Here is a 15,447-nt window from a genome sequence, read left to right on the forward strand (position 1 = left end):
TGTCTCCGCTTCAGGCGCCGGCGCCGGTGGTCTCGACCGACAAGGCCCACAGGCGCTCGGCGGCCTCGGGGTCGAGGGCGTGGGGCATGACGCCGACCCACGGCGCCTCCTTGCTCCACGGGACGGCCTGATTGCAATCCTCGAGATAGAGCCCGCCGATCCCTTCCAGTTCGTCGCCGACGGCGGCCCAGACGCTGGTGGCCGCGCCCTGCTCGGTCGTCTTGAAGCCCTCGCGCGGCTTGCCGTTCTCGTCGATCCAGCCCAGCGCCTGCTGCTCCTCAATCGGCAGGTGGCGCTGCAGCGGGGTCATGATCCCGCCCGGCATGACGGCGTTGGCGTTGACGCCCATGTCCTTGAACCGTCTGTCGAAGCCGACCGCGAACAGGCTATTGGCCGTCTTGGCCTGACCATAGGCCTCCCACTTGTCGTAAGGGCGGGTCAGGTAATTCGGATCCTCGAAATTCACCGGCGAGCGGCGATGGCCGATGGAGGACAGCGACACCAGCCGCGAGCGGTGGCCCGAATGCGCGGCGCCGTCGACTAGGTTCGGGGCCAAGAGGACCGACAGCAGGAAATGGCCGAAGTGGTTCGTGCCGATCTGCATCTCCAGCCCGTCCACCGTGCGCGACAGCGGGCAGGCCATGACCCCGGCGTTGTTGATCAGCAGGTTCAGGCGGCGGTCGCCCCAGCGATGGGCGAAGTGGCGGATGGCCTCCAGGCTGGAGAGGTCCAGCATGCCGAAGCTGACGCGCTTCATGCCGACCTCTTCATTGATCTGGTTGGCGATCTCCTCGCCCAGCTCTGGCTTGCGGGCGGCGATGATCACCTCGGCGCCCGCGTCGGCCAGGGCCCGGGCCGTCTCGACGCCGATGCCGGTCGCCGCGCCGGTGACGATCGCCACCTTGCCGGAGAGGTCGTGGCCCGCGACCACCTCGCGCGCCGTCGACTTGGCCCCGAAGGGCGAGGTGATCCGATCCGCCATGCGATCCTCCCAGATCTTATGTATTGGGCAAGCTTAGCCCACTTTGGAGAAATCCGCGGGTCTGCGTTCCATGAAGGCCATGAAGGCTTCGCGGGCCTCGGCCGTCTGGAGGCGGGCGGCGAACTCGGCCCCCTCGACGTCCATCAGGGCGGCGATCTTTTCGGCGTCGCGCATCAGGCGCTTGGTGGTGGTCAGGGCGCCCAGCGGACGCTTGGCCAGCTGGGCGGCGGCGACCCGCGCCTTGGCTCGCAGGTCGGGGGCCTCGACCGCGGCGTTGGCGATGCCCCAGGCCACGGCCGTCGCGCCGTCCACGGCCTCGCCCAGCGCGAACATGGCGTAGGCGCGGGCGTGGCCGATGCGGGCGGGCAGCAGCCAGCTGGAAGCGGCTTCGGGCACCAGGGCGAGATTGACGAACGGCACGGTCAGCCGCGCGTCCGGCGCGACATAGACGAGGTCGCAGTGCAGCAGCATGGTCGTGCCGACCCCGACCGCCTGCCCCTGCACGGCGGCGACCAGGGGCCGCGTCGCGTGAGCCAGGGCCTTCAGGAACCGCCACACGTGACGCTCGCCGGTGAAGGCGCCGGTCGCCTGGGCGGCGAAGTCCTGCAGGTCATTGCCGGCCGTGAAGCTGTCGCCGTCGGCCTGGAAGACCACGACCCGGATCGCGGGGTCTTTCTCGGCCCGCTCCAGGCCGTCGGCCAGGGCGCCGTACATCTCATTGGAAAGCGCGTTCTTCTTCTCGGGCCGCGCCAGGGTAAGCGTCATCACGCCCGCGTCGATCTCGACCTTCACATGCTCGGTCATAGCGCGTCTCCCTTGGGGAACTTGGTCCGCAGACTGGCCAGCCAGCGCGCGACCACATCGATTTCGTCGTTCGTGAAGCCCTCGACCAGCTGGGCCTTGATACCCTGAAGACCGGCCTTGGCCTCTTCCCGGGCCGCCCGCCCCTTGTCGGTCAGATGCAGGCGCATGGCCCGGCCGTCCTTGGGGTCGGTTCGACGCTCCACCAGCTCGGCCTTGGTCATGCGGTCGATCAGGCCGGTCATGGCCGAGGGGGCCAAGTCCAGGGCGTCCGCCGCCTCGCCGATCAGGGCGCCGTCCTTCTCGCCCAGAAAAAACAGTACGCCCGACTGCGCGGCGGTGAGGCCGCCGTTGGCCGCCATCTTGACCTCCAGCCAGCGCTGCACGCGCCGATGACCGGCGTTGAGCAGGAAGATCAGGCGGCGGTCCGGCGCGACAGGCATGCGCCAAGCGTCATACTTCGCACGCGAAATGTCAAACGCGCGTTTCTAGGCTTCGCTAGAAAGCGCTCGGTACCAAGCGACGCCCTCGCCGTCCGTCTCGCGTCCGATACGCCCGCGGCGGATCAGACAGTTGAGGTGCGCCAAGGCCTCGCCCGTGGCCATGCCCAGCAGGTCCGGCCCGATCGGACGGGCGAACAGGGCGCCGAAGGTGTCGACCACGCGCTTGGGCTCGGCCAGCTTCTTCTCCAGGCGCGCCAGTCCGCGCTCATGCCCGGAGATCAGACCGTCGATCCGGGTGTGCAGGCCTTCGAACGGATCGTTGTGGGCGGGCAGGACGATCACATCGTCGGGAACCGTCGCCTTGACCTTGGCCAGGGAGCGCAGCCAGTCGCTCAACGGGTCGGCGTCCGGCTCGGTGGGGAACACCGAGACGTTGGACGAAATGCGCGGCAGCACCTGGTCGCCCGAGATCAGGATGTTCAGCTCGGGGCACCAGAGGCAGGCGTGGTCGGGCGAGTGCCCCTGTCCCGTGACGACCGTCCAGGTCCGGCCGCCGATCTCGAAGTTCTCGCCGTCGCTCAGGCGGCGATAGCTGTCGGGCAGGGCGTAGATCGCCTTGCCGAAGCCGCCGAAGCGCGCCTTGTAGTTCTCGATGGCGTCCTCGTCCCAGCCGGCGGCGCGGAAGAACTTCACGCCGTCCTCGGGCGCCTCGCGGCCGGTGTCCGCCACCAGCATGCGGCACTGGAAATACTCCAGCCGCGTCATCCACAGGCGGCAGTCGAACTTGCGGGTGATCCAGCCGGCCAGGCCGATATGGTCGGGGTGAAGGTGGGTGACGATGACCCGGGTGATCGGCCGCCCCCCTAGGGCGCCGGCGAAGGCGTTCCGCCAAGCCTGACTGGTCTCGCGGGTCTGGACGCCGGTATCGACGATCGCCCAACCCTCGCCATCCTCGATCGCCCAGACATTGATGAACTGCAGAGAGCCACCCAGCGGCATGCGCAGCCACAGGACGCCCGACGCCACCTCGACCGCCTCGCCGGAGCCCTGCTCCGGCGCCGTCTCGAACGGATAGACCAGGCGCGCCGTCTTCTTTGGCGCCTCGGCCTCCTCGCCCGCCTCGTCCTCGAACCCGTCGCGCATTCCGTCCCCTAACCCATTTTTTGCCCGCGAGGGCCGTCAAGATCGTGCCTAGGTCGGACGGTATCTTGACCCCCGATGCAAGCACGCGCTTATGTCCGCGCGAGGAATCCACCCAGGAGATGTTTCCCATGAGGCCTTTCGCGATCGGCCTGTCGGCCGCCCTCGCGGTCGCCATTCTCGTGCCGGCCGCCGTCATTTCGGCGCCGAAAGAAGAGAAGGGCAAGCCCGCCGCCATCGACGCCAAGGCGCGTGAGACCGGCATGAAAGAAGCCCCAGCCGCCATCCAGGCTAGCGGCGTGAGCTGTACGGTTTCGGACGCCCGCTTCATCGGCGAAGGCCAAGTGGACATTCCCGACGCTGCCGCCGCAGCGGCCATTTCCAAGGCCGCGAAGGACCAGTTGAACGGCGACAAGGACGGCCTGGCCAAGCTCAAAGGCAAGCTCAAAGAGAAGGTTCGCTACTACGAAGTTGCCTGTAACGAGGGCATGGGCTTCGCCCTGATCGCCAAGAAGGACACGCCTACCGTCGCGCCGCAGGTCTATAACTGCCTCGAGTCGAGCCAGCCGGGCCCCGATGGCAAGGTCGGCGGTCTGGCCTGCATCCTGCCGGGCAACGCAAACCCGGGCGCAGCTCTCTCGTCCTACGTTAAGAAGGGCGGCGTCAATTGCGACATCGAGAACACCCGCGCCATCGGCTCGGGCGCCAAGAACTCGTACTTCGAAGTCGCCTGCAAGGGTGGCTCGGGCTACATCGTCCAGACCGTCGCGCCGCTGAACATCAACGGCGAAGTTTCGGTCAACAGCTGCCTGCTCTACGAGGAAGGCGGCAATGTCAGCTGCAAGCTGACCAATCGCCAGACCCAGCTGAACGTCGTCGACACGCTGAACGGCGCGGCGAACGTGAACTGCGCGGTCAAGGACAAGCGCTACGTCCTCAGCACCAAGAGCGACAACTATTTCGAAGTCTCCTGCCAGGACGGCAAGGGCTACATGTACCAGCAGACGGCGGCCACCGGCGCCTTCGCCCGCGCCATCCCCTGCGCCCAGGCCGGCTTCGTCGGCGGCGGCTGCACCATGACCGACGCGGTCGCGGCGCAAACCGAGCAAGCGGGTTTCTACAGCAAGCTCTCGGCCAAGGCCGGCTTCCCCTGCGACGTCGAGAAGTACGGCATGCTGCCGACCAACGACCCGAAGAAGGAAATCGTCGAGCTGAAGTGCAAGAACAGCGACGTGGGCGGCATCGCCGTGTTCACCGCGACCGAAGGCAAGGTCTTTGACTGCGTCACGGCCGAGCTGAACGGCTATCGCTGCTCCTTCACCAAGAAGGACACCCAGTACGCCCGCCTGACCAAGGATCTGGTCGGCTTCAACAAGGCTTCCTGCACCGTTTCGGACGCCCGCGTCATCGGCGCGACCGACACCGAGGGCTTCGTCGAAGTCGCCTGCTCGGACGGCCTGCCGGGCTGGGTGCTGGGCTATCCGCTCGGCGTCGCCAAGCCGGCCGCCAAGGAGTTCCTGTCCTGCGTGCAGGCCAAGGGCATCGGCGGCGGCTGCAAGCTGCCGACCAACAAGACCAAGAGCTGATCCCCCAGCCACCAGACGAGGAAGCCCGCCGGGAGCGATCCCGGCGGGCTTTCTTTTTGCGCGTCATCCCGTCTAGGGTCTCGCCATGCTCCGGATCCTGACCGCCGTCCTGGCGCTGACCACCGCCGCCGCCCACGCCGAAACGCCGCCGGGCGCGCGCTATGTCGCCATGGGCAGTTCGTTCGCCGCCGGCCCCGGAATCGCGCCCTACGAAGCCGGCGCGCCGGCCCGATGCGCCCGCTCGGCCCGCAACTACGCCCACCAGTTGGCCGAGAAGCGCGGCCTCTCCTTGGTCGATGTCAGCTGCAGCGCCGCCACCACTGCCGCGATCCTGAAGCCCTGGGGCGAACTGCCCGCCCAGATCGACGCCGTGACGCCTGAAACCCGGCTGGTCACCCTGACGATCGGCGGCAACGACATCGGCTATATCGGCGGCCTCCTCGGCGCGTCGTGCCGGACGCGCGGCGAAAGCGGCTGCCAGGCGGAAACCACGCCGACCGAGGCCGATTACGCGGCGCTGCGCGAGACGATGATGTCGGTCGCCGACGCGATCCGAAGCCGGGCGCCCAAGGCCGAGATCGTGTTCGTCGAGTACCCGGCCGTGCTGCCGCCGACCGGCGTCTGCGCCTCCACGCCGCTATCTGACACGGCCGCCGAGGCCGGCCGCGCCAAGGCCGCGCGTCTGGTCGCGATCACGCGGGAGGCGGCCCATGCCAGCGAAGCGACCGTGATCACCACATCGAGCTTCAGCCAAGGCCATGACGCCTGCGCCGCCGATCCGTGGATGAACGGCTACCCGGCGCCCGGCGCCGCGCCCTATCATCCCAATCTCGCCGCCATGACCGCCATAGCCGAGGCGCTGGACATGACGCTGCCGCGATAGGCGCGCCGCCGCCAGGGCGGCCTAGCCCATCGCCGCTTCGATCAGCCTGGGTCCAGGCGTCGCCATGGCCCGGGCGAAGGCGTCGTCGAAGGCCTCGGCGGTGTCCGCGCGCTCGGCGCTCATGCCCATGCCGCGCGCCAGCGAGACCCAGTCGATGCGCGGATCGCCAAGGTCGAGCAGCTTCGCGGCGGCCGGCCCGGCGTTGCCCGCGCCGGTTCGGCCCAGCTCGATGCCGAGGATGCGGTAGGCGTGGTTGGCGAAGACCACGACGGTCACGTCCAGCTTCTCGCGCACGATCGTCCAGAGCCCCTGGACCGTGTACATGCCCGCGCCGTCGCCGGTGAGGGCCAGCACCTTGCGATCGGGACAGGCCACCGCCGCGCCGATCGCCAGCGGGATGCCCTGGCCGATCGCGCCGCCGGTTAGCGACAGCCAGTCGTGAGCCCGGGCGGCGTGGGTCTGGGTGAAGATCGGCAGGCCGGCCGTGACCGCGTCGTCCGAAATCACCGTATCGGTCGGCATGTGGCGGGCCACCGAGGCGCCGATCGCCCAGGCGTCCAGGCGTCCGGCCGGGGCGGCGGGCGGGGCATGGGCCTCGACGGCTCCCGCCGCCGGCGCGCCGAGGGCGTCGGCCAAGGCGGTGAGGGCCGCCGCCGCGTCGACCTCGCGGCCGCACAGGGTCTCGACCACGCAGCCCTCGGGCGTCAGCACGCTAGGCCGGTCCGGATAGGCGAAGAAGGCGACCGGCGGCTGAGTCGAGACCAGAACCATCAGATCGACGCCGTCGAGATCCTTCAGCGCCTGCTCGGCGAAATAGGGCAGCTTGTCGGGACGGAAGCGCCCCTCGCCGCGCGCCTGGCGGGCGGTGAAGGTGTCAGTCAGCACGCGGACCCCATGCGCCGCCAGCCGTCCGGCCGCCGCCAGCGCGGCCTCTCCGCAAGCGCCCGAGCCCAACAGCAGGATAGGCTTCTTGGCCGCGGCCAGCGCCTTGACCACCGCCGAGACGGCGTCCGGATCGGGCGCGGCGAAGGCGGGCGGCGTCACCACCGGCCCCTTCACGATCGCTTCGTTCCAGGCCGCGTCGGCCGGCAGGATCAGGCAGGCGTTCCCACCCGGCGTCCCATGGCTGGCGACGATGGCCTCGGCGGCCAGCGGGCCGACGCTGTCGGCGCTCTCGGCCGACTTGACCCAGATCGAGTTGGGCGCGGCCAGGGCGGCGATGTCGCTGTTCAGCGGCGCGTCGAAGCCGCGATGATAGGTGGCGTGGTCGCCGATCACGTTGACCACCGGCGTGAAGGCGCGGCGGGCGTTGTGCAGGTTGGCCGCGCCGTTGGCGTAGCCGGGACCCAGGTGCAGCAAGGTGCAGGCCGGCTTGCCGGCCATGCGGCCATAGCCGTCGGCGGCGCCGGTCGCGACGCCTTCGAAGAGGCACAGCACCGAGCGCATGCGCGGCTCGCGATCCAAGGCCGAGACGAACTGCATCTCGCTGGTGCCGGGATTGGCGAAACAGGCGGTGACGCCGTTGTCGGCCAGGGTGGTGATCAGGGCGTCCGCGCCGTTCATGGTCTTCTCCGTACCGTCGCCCATCCTTCCGACATTTCCGCCAAGTCACGCAACAGCATTGCGTGACCAAGCCACGCCGAGGCATCGTGATTCCCGCGAGCATCGCCGGCAGGGCGAGCCGTGCTTGGGGGGAACCAACCATGTCGAAGGCCACATTGGCCCGTTGGACGCTGATCGCGTCGATCATCGCGGGCGTCAGCTACGTCGCCAGCTGGAGCCTGAACCTTTCGCTCCCGGCCGACGTCGTCTGGAAGGGCGCGGGCGTCGGCCTGCTGGCTGTCCATGCGGGCCTGAACGCCCGCTCGACCGACGGCTGGCTGCTGACGGCGGTGATGGCGCTGGGCGCGCTGGGCGACGTGCTGCTGGTGACCTCGGGCCTGACGATTGGCGCGCTGGCCTTCCTGGCCGGACATCTCACCGCCATCGCGCTCTACGCCCGCAACCGACGCAAGGCCTCGACCCCGGCCCTGCTGGCGGCCGTCGTTTTCATCCCCGTGGTCGTGGGGATCGCCTTCCACCTGCCCGCCGACCGGGCCGGCGCGCCAGGGGTGGCGCTGTACGCGACGGGTCTCTCCGCGATGGCCGCGTCGGCCTGGCTGAGCCGGTTTCCGCGCGACCGAGTCGCGCTGGGCGCGCTGATGTTCCTGGTCTCCGACCTGCTGATCTTCGCGCGGGGCGGCCTGCTGCCGGAGAGCTTCGCGACCGGCCTGGCGGTCTGGGGCCTGTATTATCTGGGGCAGCTGCTGATCTGCGTGGGCGTCTCCCGCGCCCTCGAGCCTAGAAGCGCATGACGCCCTCATCCGGCGCCTCCGCGAACAGGCGCTCCAGTTCGGTCGGCCGGCGCTCGCGGGCCAGGGCCTGGTTGATGTAGCCCTTGTCGGTCAGCTCGCCGCTGGCGGCGTCGGGCGCGCCGTCCAGGATCAAGGCCCGGGCGATCCGGCCCGTGCCGCCCTTGGCCTGCCGGTTGTAGGCCGCCAGCCGCTCGGCGATCGCCGCCCGCGCGGCCGCTTCGTCGCCTAGTCGCCCGCAGGCCTTGGCGTCCAGGAACAGCATCAGGCCGATCCCCTCGCGCCCCTCGCCGCAAACGACGGCGTCGGAGACCAGGCCGCCGAGCGCCGAGACCGCCGCCACCCGCAGCGCCCCGGCCGCCACGAAGGCGCCGCTGGCCAGCTTGAAATTCTCCACGAGGCGCCCGTCGAAGACGAGGCCCGCCGAGGGATCCTCCGGCTCGGCCAGGCGCGCGGCGTCGCCCAGGCGGTAGAAGCCGTCCTCGTCGAAGGCCTGGGCCGTGGCCTCGGGCTGATCGAGGTAGCCCGGCGAAACCTGCGGTCCCTTCACCCGAATCTCGAACTTGCCGCCCTCGCCGGCTGGGACCAGCTTTACGGCCGTGCCCGGCGTCGGCAGGCCGACCATTCCAGAGCGAGCGTTCAGCCAGTGGATGTTGCAGGCGGTCGGCCCGGTCTCGGTCGCGCCGTATCCGGCGGCGAAGGTGATCCGTTCACCGACGGTCTTCACCGCCACGGCCTGGACGCGGTCGAGGATGGACTGGGCCATCGACGCCCCGCCGTACTGCAGCACCCGCACCTTCTCGAAAAACCTGGCCGCCAGGGCCTCGTCGCGCTCCAGCTCGCCGACCAGCATCGCCCAGCCGGCCGGGACCATGTTGTGATAGGTCGTGGCCACCTCGCGCAGGTTGCGCACCGTCTCGTCGAAGCGGCCCGGGACCGGCTGGCCAGCGTCGATATAGAGCGTCCCGCCCCGGTGCAGCACCATGTGCAGGATGGCGTTGGCGCCCAGGCTGTGGCTCCAGGGCGCGGAATTGACCAGCACCGGCGGCTCGGGATCGGCGTAGCAGGCCTCGATCTGGGCCGCGTTCAGGGCGATGTTGGCGTGGGTGCACAGAACCGCCTTGGGCTTGCCGGTCGAGCCCGAGGTCAGCAGCAGCTTGGCGACGTCGTCCGGCTGGGCGACCGGCGCGCGCGGCGGGCTCTTGAGCAAGGTTTCGAAGGCGATGTCGCCGGGGCGGGCGTTGCGGCTGACGATCACCGGCAGACCCGCCAGGAACGGCGCGGCCAGGGCCTCGCCGAACGCCTCGGCGTCATCGGCGTAGACGGCGGCGGGCCGCAGCCGCTCGACCGCGTGCTGGAGCCGCGTCAGGTCCGCGCCCTTCAGGCCATACTGCGGCGAAACCGGCGCGACGGGCGCGCCCAGGCTCATGGCGGCGTAGGCGATCAAGGCGTGGTCTATGCCGTTGCGCGCCAGGATCAGCAGCGGCGAGCCGCGATCCAGGCCCAGGTCCGCGAGCCCGCCGGCCAACGCCTCGATCTGGCCCTTGGCGTCGGCGTAGGTGATCGTCCGCCAGCCGTCGGCGCCGGGGATCCGCTCGGCCAGCCAGACCCGGTCCGGCGCCTCGGCCGCCCAGCGCGCCAGCGGCTCGGTCGTGGTCCGCGCCGCGTCGGAATAGGGATTGGGGTTGCGCAGGATCAGCGCCTCGCCCCGCCGTTCGACCTCCAGCGCGCGAGGGGCATAGCGGGCGTCGCGGAACGGGGCGGTGTTTGGGGCGGTCATCCGTCTATTTATGTCGCGGGTCATACGGGCGTTCAATTGCTGGAAGTCAGGGCGGCGTTTCCAAATCCTCCCCCCAGCGGGAGAGGTGTCGGCTCGGAGAGACGACGGAGGGGGAAGCCCCGCCGACCTTGCCTCTCCCCCCGCCGGTCCTTCGGACCGCCTCCCCATAGGGGGAGGATTTGGTACGGACGTCGCCCTATCGCCCCAGCGCCTCGGCCGCCTCCAGGATGCTCATCTTCGGCGGGGCGACGGCGAAGCCCTGCATCTCCTTCACGAACAGGCTCGAAGCCGGCACCGCGAAGTGGACCTGCAGGGCGGCCAGGTCCTGCCAGCATTCGACGAACTGCAGGCGATCGGGGTTCGCCGCGTCGATGAGGCAGTCGTGCGACAGGCAGCCGGGTTCGCCGCGCGAGCGCTCGCAGTGCTCCAGTCCGACGGCGATCGCCGCCTCCCGATGTTCGGGCGCGACGAGAACCTCGCCGAGAACGATGATCATGGCTGGGCCTCCATCTCGCCTTCCAGGTTAGATCATGGACGCGCCAGGACCAGGCTTTCCGCCCGGGAAGACCGCGGGTCGCCCTACCCCGCCGTCTCGTCCTTTTTCCGCTTGCCAGCCTTCAGGATGACCTTGTCGATCCGCGAGCCGTCCATGTCGACGATCTCCAGGTCGAAGCCGCCGATGGCGACGTGTTCGCCCTCGTCCGGGATGCGGCCCAGGCGGTCGAGGATCAGGCCGGCCACCGTGTGGTAGCCGCCGTCGGCCTCGAAGTTCTCCCCGAGGTGATCGTTCAGTTCCTGGATGTCCAGGCGCGCGTCGATCAGCCAGCTGCCGTCGTCGCGGCGGATGATGCGGGTCTCGTCGTCGTCGTGATCCTCGGGGAAGTCGCCGGCGATCATCTCCAGAAGGTCCAGCGGCGTGATCGCGCCCTGCAGCGAGCCGAACTCGTCGACCACCAGGGCCATGTGCAGACTGGTCTGCTTGAAGACCGCCAGGGCCTTGAGCAGCGACATGGTCTCGGGGATGGCGACCGGCTGCTGGACGTGGACCTTCAGGTCCAGGGGCTCGTCCGACAGGCAGGCGTCCAGAAGGTCCTTCTTGAGGACCACGCCGATGTCGCCGTCCAAGTCATCCTCGGTGGCGACCAGGATGCGCGAGTGGGCGCTGGCGCGGATCTCGTTGAGCACGGTTTCCGGGCTGTCGGCCAGCGACACCCAGAAGAGGTCGCGGCGGGGGGTCATGGCGACGCGGACGGGGCGGTCGCCCAGGCGCAGGACCTCGTTGATCATCGCCCGCTCCTCGGGTTCGATCAGGCCCGCGTCGGCGCCTTCGGCCAGGACGGCCTCCATCTCCTCGGTGGTGACGCTGTTGTTGCGCTCGTCGCGCACGCCCATCAGGCGCAGGACGCCGGCGGTGGAGACGGTCAGCAGGGTCACGAACGGGCGCAGCACGGTGGCCATCACGGCCAGGAACGGCGACATGCGGCGGGCGATGGCGTCCGGGAAGATCAGTGCCAGGCGCTTGGGCACCAGCTCGCCCAGGATCACCGACACATAGGTCAGGCCCACGACGACGACGCCGGTGGCGATGGCCTCGGAGTACTTGGCCACGGCCGGCACGCTGTGCTCCAGCCAATGGTCCAGGGCCGCGGCGATGGTGGCCTGGCCGTAGGCGCCGGCGAAGATGCCGATCAGGGTGATGCCGACCTGCACGGCCGACAGGAACCGGGTTGGGTGCTCGGCCATCTCGAGGGCCAGTTTCGCCCCCCTGTCGCCGCGTTCGGCGAAGCCTTGCAGGCGGGCCTTGCGGGCCGATACGACGGCCAGTTCGGACATGGCGAAAACCCCGTTCAGCAGAACGAGGAGGAAGACGACGGCGAGCGCGACGAGGATCATGGCCCTTCAGGGTCGGGGACGCGTCGCCGGACGGCGACCGCGGCGCGGGCGTGGGAGGCCCGGCGAGGGCACTATACAAAGAAAAACGCCGCGGCCCATAGGACCGCGGCGTCTGTATCGTCTCTAACCGAAAGGGGCGCCGAATTAGGCGGCCGGACGGCCCATCGCGGTCTTGTTGTTCACGATGCCCTTCTGGGCGTCGTGCTGGCCGGGAGGCAGCGGGATCAGGCCGCGGCCTTGCAGGTAACCACCACGACCGGTGGCGGCGTCCGAGGTGAACTCCTTCAGGAATTCCTCGAGGCCCGGCGTAACGCCGATGTTGGCCTTCTTGACGTAGATGTAGAGCGAACGCGACAGCGGGTAGCTGCCGTCCGAGATCGTCTGGGCCGACGGACGCACGCCGTTGACCGAGGCGCCCTTGATCTTGTCCATGTTCTCTTCGAGGTAGGACCAGCCGAAGACGCCCAGCGAGCCGGGGGTCTTGGTCAGGGTGCCGACGATGGCGTTGTCGTTTTCGCCGGCGTCGACCCAGCCGTCGTTACGCAGCGGGTCGACCAGGGCCTTGAACTTCTTCTCGTTGTCCGAGCGGATGGCGTCCAGGGTCGGGTACTTGCGGGCGCCGGCTTCGATGGCCAGCTCGACGAAGGCGTCGCGGGTGCCCGAGGTCGGCGGCGGGCCGTAGACTTGGATGCGGTTGCCCGGCAGGCCGCCGGCCACGTCGTCCCAGGTCTTGTTCGGGTTGGCGACGAACTGGCCGCCCTTCAGCACTTGCTTGGACAGGCCTTGGTACAGGTGCTCGAGCTTGAAGTTGTAGTCGGCGCCGTCCTTGTCGGTGGCGACCACGATGCCGTCGAAGCCGATCTTGATCTGCAGGATGTCCTTGACGCCCTTGGCGGCGCAGGCGTCGAACTCCGACTTCTTCATCGGACGCGAGGCGTTGGCGATATCCGGGAAGCCTTCGCCCGTGCCGCCGCAGAACAGCTTGATGCCGCCGCCGGTGCCGAGGCTTTCAACCTTCGGAGCCTTCTTACCGGACTTCTTGGCGAAGTTCTCGGCGGTGCGGGTGGCGAACGGGAACACGGTCGACGAACCGGCGGCCCAGACGTAGTCGCGGGCGGCGTGGGCGGGGGCGGCGGCGAGGCCCGACAGGGCCACGGCGGCGGCCGCGCAGGACAGAAGCTTCTTCATGACGAACTCCTAGAGGAGAGGGGTATCGGGCGGACCACGCGGCCCGCCCGTAAGATGGGCGACGGTTTAGAAGTCGAGCTGAGCGCGCAGCTGGAACTGCTTCACGTCGAAGTCCGTGTTCGGGCCGTAGTTGTCGACCTTGCCGTCGGTGTAGTTCGCCTGGAAGCGGACATACGAGGTCGGGTAGTAGTTCATGCCCAGGGTCCAGCCGGTGTACTCGCCGGCCTGCGACGTGGCCGGCTTCACCTTCAGGGTCTTGTAGGCGTCGGTGGTGTCGGCCAGGTCGTAGCGGACCGCCAGTTCAACGCCGCCGAAGCCGCCGGCCGTGACCGGGTTCAGGATCTTCGGACGCTTGAACTCGCCGGCGGCCGCGTCGTAGTTGCGGGTCTCGCCGGTCGGCCAGAAGCTGACGAAGGCGTAGCCAACCTTGATCTTCGGATCGTCGCCCGCCGTGCCCGCGCGGGTCACGTCGATGCTCGAATATTCGGCCTGGACCGACAGCGGGCCGTGGACCCAGGCGCCTTCGACGGCGACGGTCTTGTCACGGTTGCCGATGCCGCCGGTCGTGTAGAACGTGGCGTTGCTGTAGGCGGTGTTGGTGCGGCCGGTGTAGGCGAAGGCGCTCTCGTCGCCGCGGTTGCGGTAACGGTACGACACCGCCAGGTGCAGCTTGTCGGTGTCGGTGTTGATCAGGGCGTAGTGGCCGCGAGTCGTGATCGTCAGGCGCTCCTTGGAGTCGGCGCTGGCGTTGTTGACGTCGGTGCTGTTGAGGCTGGCGCCCTGGACGCCCAGCGACAGCGAATAGTTGTAGCCGCTGTACTTGCCGACCACGCCCAGCAGGTAGCTGTCGACGCCGAAGTCGCCGTACGGACCGCGGTCCATGAAGGTGGTGAAGCGGGTCGAGGTCAGGTTCTCGAGGCCGGCGACCTTGACGTTGCCGAACAGGATCGAGACCGGCTCGCTGGGCTTGTATTCGATGACCGCGTCATCCCAACCCCAGGAGCCGCCGTTCACCGCGCCGCCTTCGAGCTTGTAGGCGAAGTGGCTGTTCAGCTTGCCTTCGACGCCGAGGAAGGCCTGACGGCCGCGGGCGTTGCTGGTCTTGAAGTCGCCGCCCGGGCCATCGCGCTTGATGTCCTGGTTGACGTAGTCGAACAGGATCCGACCACGGACCTTGAACGCGGTGTCGTCGTTGCTGAACTGCGGAGCGCCGCTCCACTTGTAGCTCATGTCCTGGGCCTGGGCGGTGGCGCCCATGCCGATCGCGAGCGCGACGGCCAGCGCCGAACCGGCGACCAGCGAGGTCTTGATGCTCATTTGAGAATTCCCCTTGAAAGGCGCCCCTGTCCTCTCACCCGTCTCGAGGTGGATCAGGTTGACGCCGGGCTTAACGGGGCTGCGTGACGCTTCCGCCACCGATTTGTGACAGCGGAGCGACAAGTGTTTTCAAGGTCTTAAGCTGTGGCGTTACGGCAACAAGGCGCGGCGGGAAACGTCCGTCCACCGACAGCTGGCGCGCCGCGTGAAAACGCCTCCCCCGCCGGCGGCGAGGGAGGCGCTGGAAAGCGTGTCAAAGGCGACTAGAGAAGCCGCGTGCGGATGATCTGCGACAGGAGGTCGATCATCGACACCGCCACCACGATGACCAGGACGATGCAGCCGGTCTGGTCGAACTGGAAGGCGTTGATCGAGTCGAACAGGATCTGGCCGATGCCGCCCGCCCCGATGATGCCCAGCACGGTGGCCGCGCGGCTGGACGACTCGAAGCGGTAGAGGGCGTAGCTGGTCCACAGCGGCGCGACCTGCGGGATGACGCCCCAGACGATCTCCTGCAGCTTGACCGCGCCGGTGGCGCGCACGCCCTCGACCGGAGCCTTGTCGATCGACTCGACCGCCTCGGCGAACAGCTTGGCCAGCACGCCGCCGGTGTTGAACATGATCGACATCACGCCGGCGAATGGTCCCAGGCCCACGGCGGTGATGAAGATCAGCGCCACGACGAGGTCGGGGATCGAGCGGATCAAATCCAGCACCCGGCGCACAGGCTGCTGGATCCAGACCGGGGCGATGTTGCGCGCGCCCAAGAGGCCCAGCGGAATGGCCACGATGATCGCCAGCGCCGTGCCCCACAGCGCCATCTGGATGGTCTGCCACATCTTGCCGATGAACAGGGGCCAATCCATAGACAGGAACAGCGCGGGATCCGTGAACGGCTTGAAGAACAGCTTGGCGAAGTTCCCCGTCCGCTCCGTGTCGGTGAACAGCTGCGGGAACTTGTCGATCTCGGCCGGCTTGAAGCTGACGACCAGCAGCAGGATCACCCCGCCCCAGAGCAGGGTGTCGAAGGCCAGGGCCGAGGCCGAGCGCTTGGGCGGCGCCGGTATGGTCGCGTCGCTCATG

The 15,447-nt window shown here is 68.9% G+C and carries 14 protein-coding genes; 3 read left to right on the forward strand and 11 right to left on the reverse strand.

Translation table 11 applies throughout. The annotated features are described in order from the left end of the window. Positions 1 to 10: 10 nt before the first annotated feature. From J2728_RS04395 to J2728_RS04410, 4 genes are read right to left on the reverse strand one after another with little or no spacing between them, the layout of a single operon-like run. Positions 11 to 982, reverse strand: a complete 972-nt coding sequence (locus J2728_RS04395) for an SDR family NAD(P)-dependent oxidoreductase (RefSeq protein ID WP_309996851.1) — start codon at positions 980 to 982, stop codon at positions 11 to 13. Between the two features lie 33 nt (positions 983 to 1,015). After that, on the reverse strand, positions 1,016 to 1,786 hold the full coding sequence (locus J2728_RS04400; RefSeq protein ID WP_309996854.1) for an enoyl-CoA hydratase: 771 nt from the start codon (positions 1,784 to 1,786) through the stop codon (positions 1,016 to 1,018). Next, on the reverse strand, positions 1,783 to 2,226 hold the full coding sequence (locus tag J2728_RS04405; protein WP_309996857.1) for a MarR family winged helix-turn-helix transcriptional regulator: 444 nt from the start codon (positions 2,224 to 2,226) through the stop codon (positions 1,783 to 1,785). Before J2728_RS04405 ends, J2728_RS04400 begins: the two co-directional genes overlap by 4 nt. 45 nt (positions 2,227 to 2,271) lie before the next feature. Further along, positions 2,272 to 3,369, reverse strand: a complete 1,098-nt coding sequence (locus J2728_RS04410) for an MBL fold metallo-hydrolase (RefSeq protein WP_309996859.1) — start codon at positions 3,367 to 3,369, stop codon at positions 2,272 to 2,274. 119 nt (positions 3,370 to 3,488) lie between these two features. Here J2728_RS04410 and J2728_RS04415 point away from each other — a divergent pair, with 119 nt between their 5' ends. Continuing rightward, a complete protein-coding gene (locus tag J2728_RS04415) occupies positions 3,489 to 4,952 on the forward strand; it encodes a hypothetical protein (protein WP_309996862.1) in 1,464 nt (487 codons plus the stop codon). Between the two features lie 85 nt (positions 4,953 to 5,037). Then, positions 5,038 to 5,835 (forward strand): SGNH/GDSL hydrolase family protein, encoded by a 798-nt coding sequence (locus tag J2728_RS04420; protein WP_309996864.1) that lies wholly within the window; start codon positions 5,038 to 5,040, stop codon positions 5,833 to 5,835. A 21-nt stretch (positions 5,836 to 5,856) separates the two neighbouring features. Here J2728_RS04420 and J2728_RS04425 read toward each other — a convergent pair whose 3' ends face one another. Then, positions 5,857 to 7,398: an acetolactate synthase large subunit gene (locus tag J2728_RS04425; RefSeq protein WP_309996868.1), complete on the reverse strand. Its 1,542-nt coding sequence runs from the start codon at positions 7,396 to 7,398 to the stop codon at positions 5,857 to 5,859. Between the two features lie 140 nt (positions 7,399 to 7,538). On the opposite strand from J2728_RS04425, the gene J2728_RS04430 reads away from it, so the two are divergent. Further along, entirely contained in the window at positions 7,539 to 8,189 is a 651-nt protein-coding gene (locus tag J2728_RS04430) for a lysoplasmalogenase family protein (protein ID WP_309996870.1), read from the forward strand. Here J2728_RS04430 and J2728_RS04435 read toward each other — a convergent pair. The 6 genes from J2728_RS04435 to phnE form a co-directional block, all read right to left on the reverse strand. Then, complete coding sequence (locus tag J2728_RS04435; RefSeq protein WP_309996873.1) at positions 8,176 to 9,966, reverse strand: feruloyl-CoA synthase; 1,791 nt, start codon at positions 9,964 to 9,966, stop codon at positions 8,176 to 8,178. The two genes, J2728_RS04430 and J2728_RS04435, sit on opposite strands and share 14 nt — an antisense overlap. A gap of 196 nt (positions 9,967 to 10,162) precedes the next feature. After that, complete coding sequence (locus J2728_RS04440; protein ID WP_309996875.1) at positions 10,163 to 10,462, reverse strand: putative quinol monooxygenase; 300 nt, start codon at positions 10,460 to 10,462, stop codon at positions 10,163 to 10,165. 83 nt (positions 10,463 to 10,545) lie between these two features. Beyond that, the gene (locus tag J2728_RS04445) at positions 10,546 to 11,859 is read right to left on the reverse strand and encodes a hemolysin family protein (protein WP_309996878.1); all 1,314 of its coding nucleotides are present in this window, start codon (positions 11,857 to 11,859) and stop codon (positions 10,546 to 10,548) included. Positions 11,860 to 12,003: 144 nt separating this feature from the next. Next, the gene (locus J2728_RS04450; RefSeq protein WP_309996880.1) at positions 12,004 to 13,047 is read right to left on the reverse strand and encodes a substrate-binding domain-containing protein; all 1,044 of its coding nucleotides are present in this window, start codon (positions 13,045 to 13,047) and stop codon (positions 12,004 to 12,006) included. Between the two features lie 66 nt (positions 13,048 to 13,113). Beyond that, positions 13,114 to 14,364, reverse strand: coding sequence for an OprO/OprP family phosphate-selective porin (locus tag J2728_RS04455; protein ID WP_309996883.1), 1,251 nt, complete (start codon positions 14,362 to 14,364; stop codon positions 13,114 to 13,116). 263 nt (positions 14,365 to 14,627) lie between these two features. Then, on the reverse strand, positions 14,628 to 15,446 hold the full coding sequence (phnE, locus tag J2728_RS04460) for a phosphonate ABC transporter, permease protein PhnE (RefSeq protein ID WP_309996886.1): 819 nt from the start codon (positions 15,444 to 15,446) through the stop codon (positions 14,628 to 14,630). Position 15,447: the final 1 nt, after the last annotated feature.

Source organism: Caulobacter segnis (assembly GCF_031454995.1).
GTDB lineage: Bacteria > Pseudomonadota > Alphaproteobacteria > Caulobacterales > Caulobacteraceae > Caulobacter > Caulobacter segnis_E.

Bases quoted from the DNA above. Each gene is read 5' to 3' on its own strand.
- phnE (WP_309996886.1), bottom strand. From the start codon at position 15,446: ATGAGCGACGCGACCATACCGGCGCCGCCCAAGCGCTCGGCCTCGGCC.
- J2728_RS04445 (WP_309996878.1), bottom strand. From the start codon at position 11,859: ATGATCCTCGTCGCGCTCGCCGTCGTCTTCCTCCTCGTTCTGCTGAAC.
- J2728_RS04395 (WP_309996851.1), bottom strand. From the start codon at position 982: ATGGCGGATCGGATCACCTCGCCCTTCGGGGCCAAGTCGACGGCGCGC.
- J2728_RS04430 (WP_309996870.1), top strand. From the start codon at position 7,539: ATGTCGAAGGCCACATTGGCCCGTTGGACGCTGATCGCGTCGATCATC.
- J2728_RS04410 (WP_309996859.1), bottom strand. From the start codon at position 3,369: ATGCGCGACGGGTTCGAGGACGAGGCGGGCGAGGAGGCCGAGGCGCCA.
- J2728_RS04450 (WP_309996880.1), bottom strand. From the start codon at position 13,047: ATGAAGAAGCTTCTGTCCTGCGCGGCCGCCGCCGTGGCCCTGTCGGGC.
- J2728_RS04440 (WP_309996875.1), bottom strand. From the start codon at position 10,462: ATGATCATCGTTCTCGGCGAGGTTCTCGTCGCGCCCGAACATCGGGAG.
- J2728_RS04405 (WP_309996857.1), bottom strand. From the start codon at position 2,226: ATGCCTGTCGCGCCGGACCGCCGCCTGATCTTCCTGCTCAACGCCGGT.
- J2728_RS04425 (WP_309996868.1), bottom strand. From the start codon at position 7,398: ATGAACGGCGCGGACGCCCTGATCACCACCCTGGCCGACAACGGCGTC.
- J2728_RS04455 (WP_309996883.1), bottom strand. From the start codon at position 14,364: ATGAGCATCAAGACCTCGCTGGTCGCCGGTTCGGCGCTGGCCGTCGCG.
- J2728_RS04400 (WP_309996854.1), bottom strand. From the start codon at position 1,786: ATGACCGAGCATGTGAAGGTCGAGATCGACGCGGGCGTGATGACGCTT.
- J2728_RS04420 (WP_309996864.1), top strand. From the start codon at position 5,038: ATGCTCCGGATCCTGACCGCCGTCCTGGCGCTGACCACCGCCGCCGCC.
- J2728_RS04435 (WP_309996873.1), bottom strand. From the start codon at position 9,966: ATGACCGCCCCAAACACCGCCCCGTTCCGCGACGCCCGCTATGCCCCT.
- J2728_RS04415 (WP_309996862.1), top strand. From the start codon at position 3,489: ATGTTTCCCATGAGGCCTTTCGCGATCGGCCTGTCGGCCGCCCTCGCG.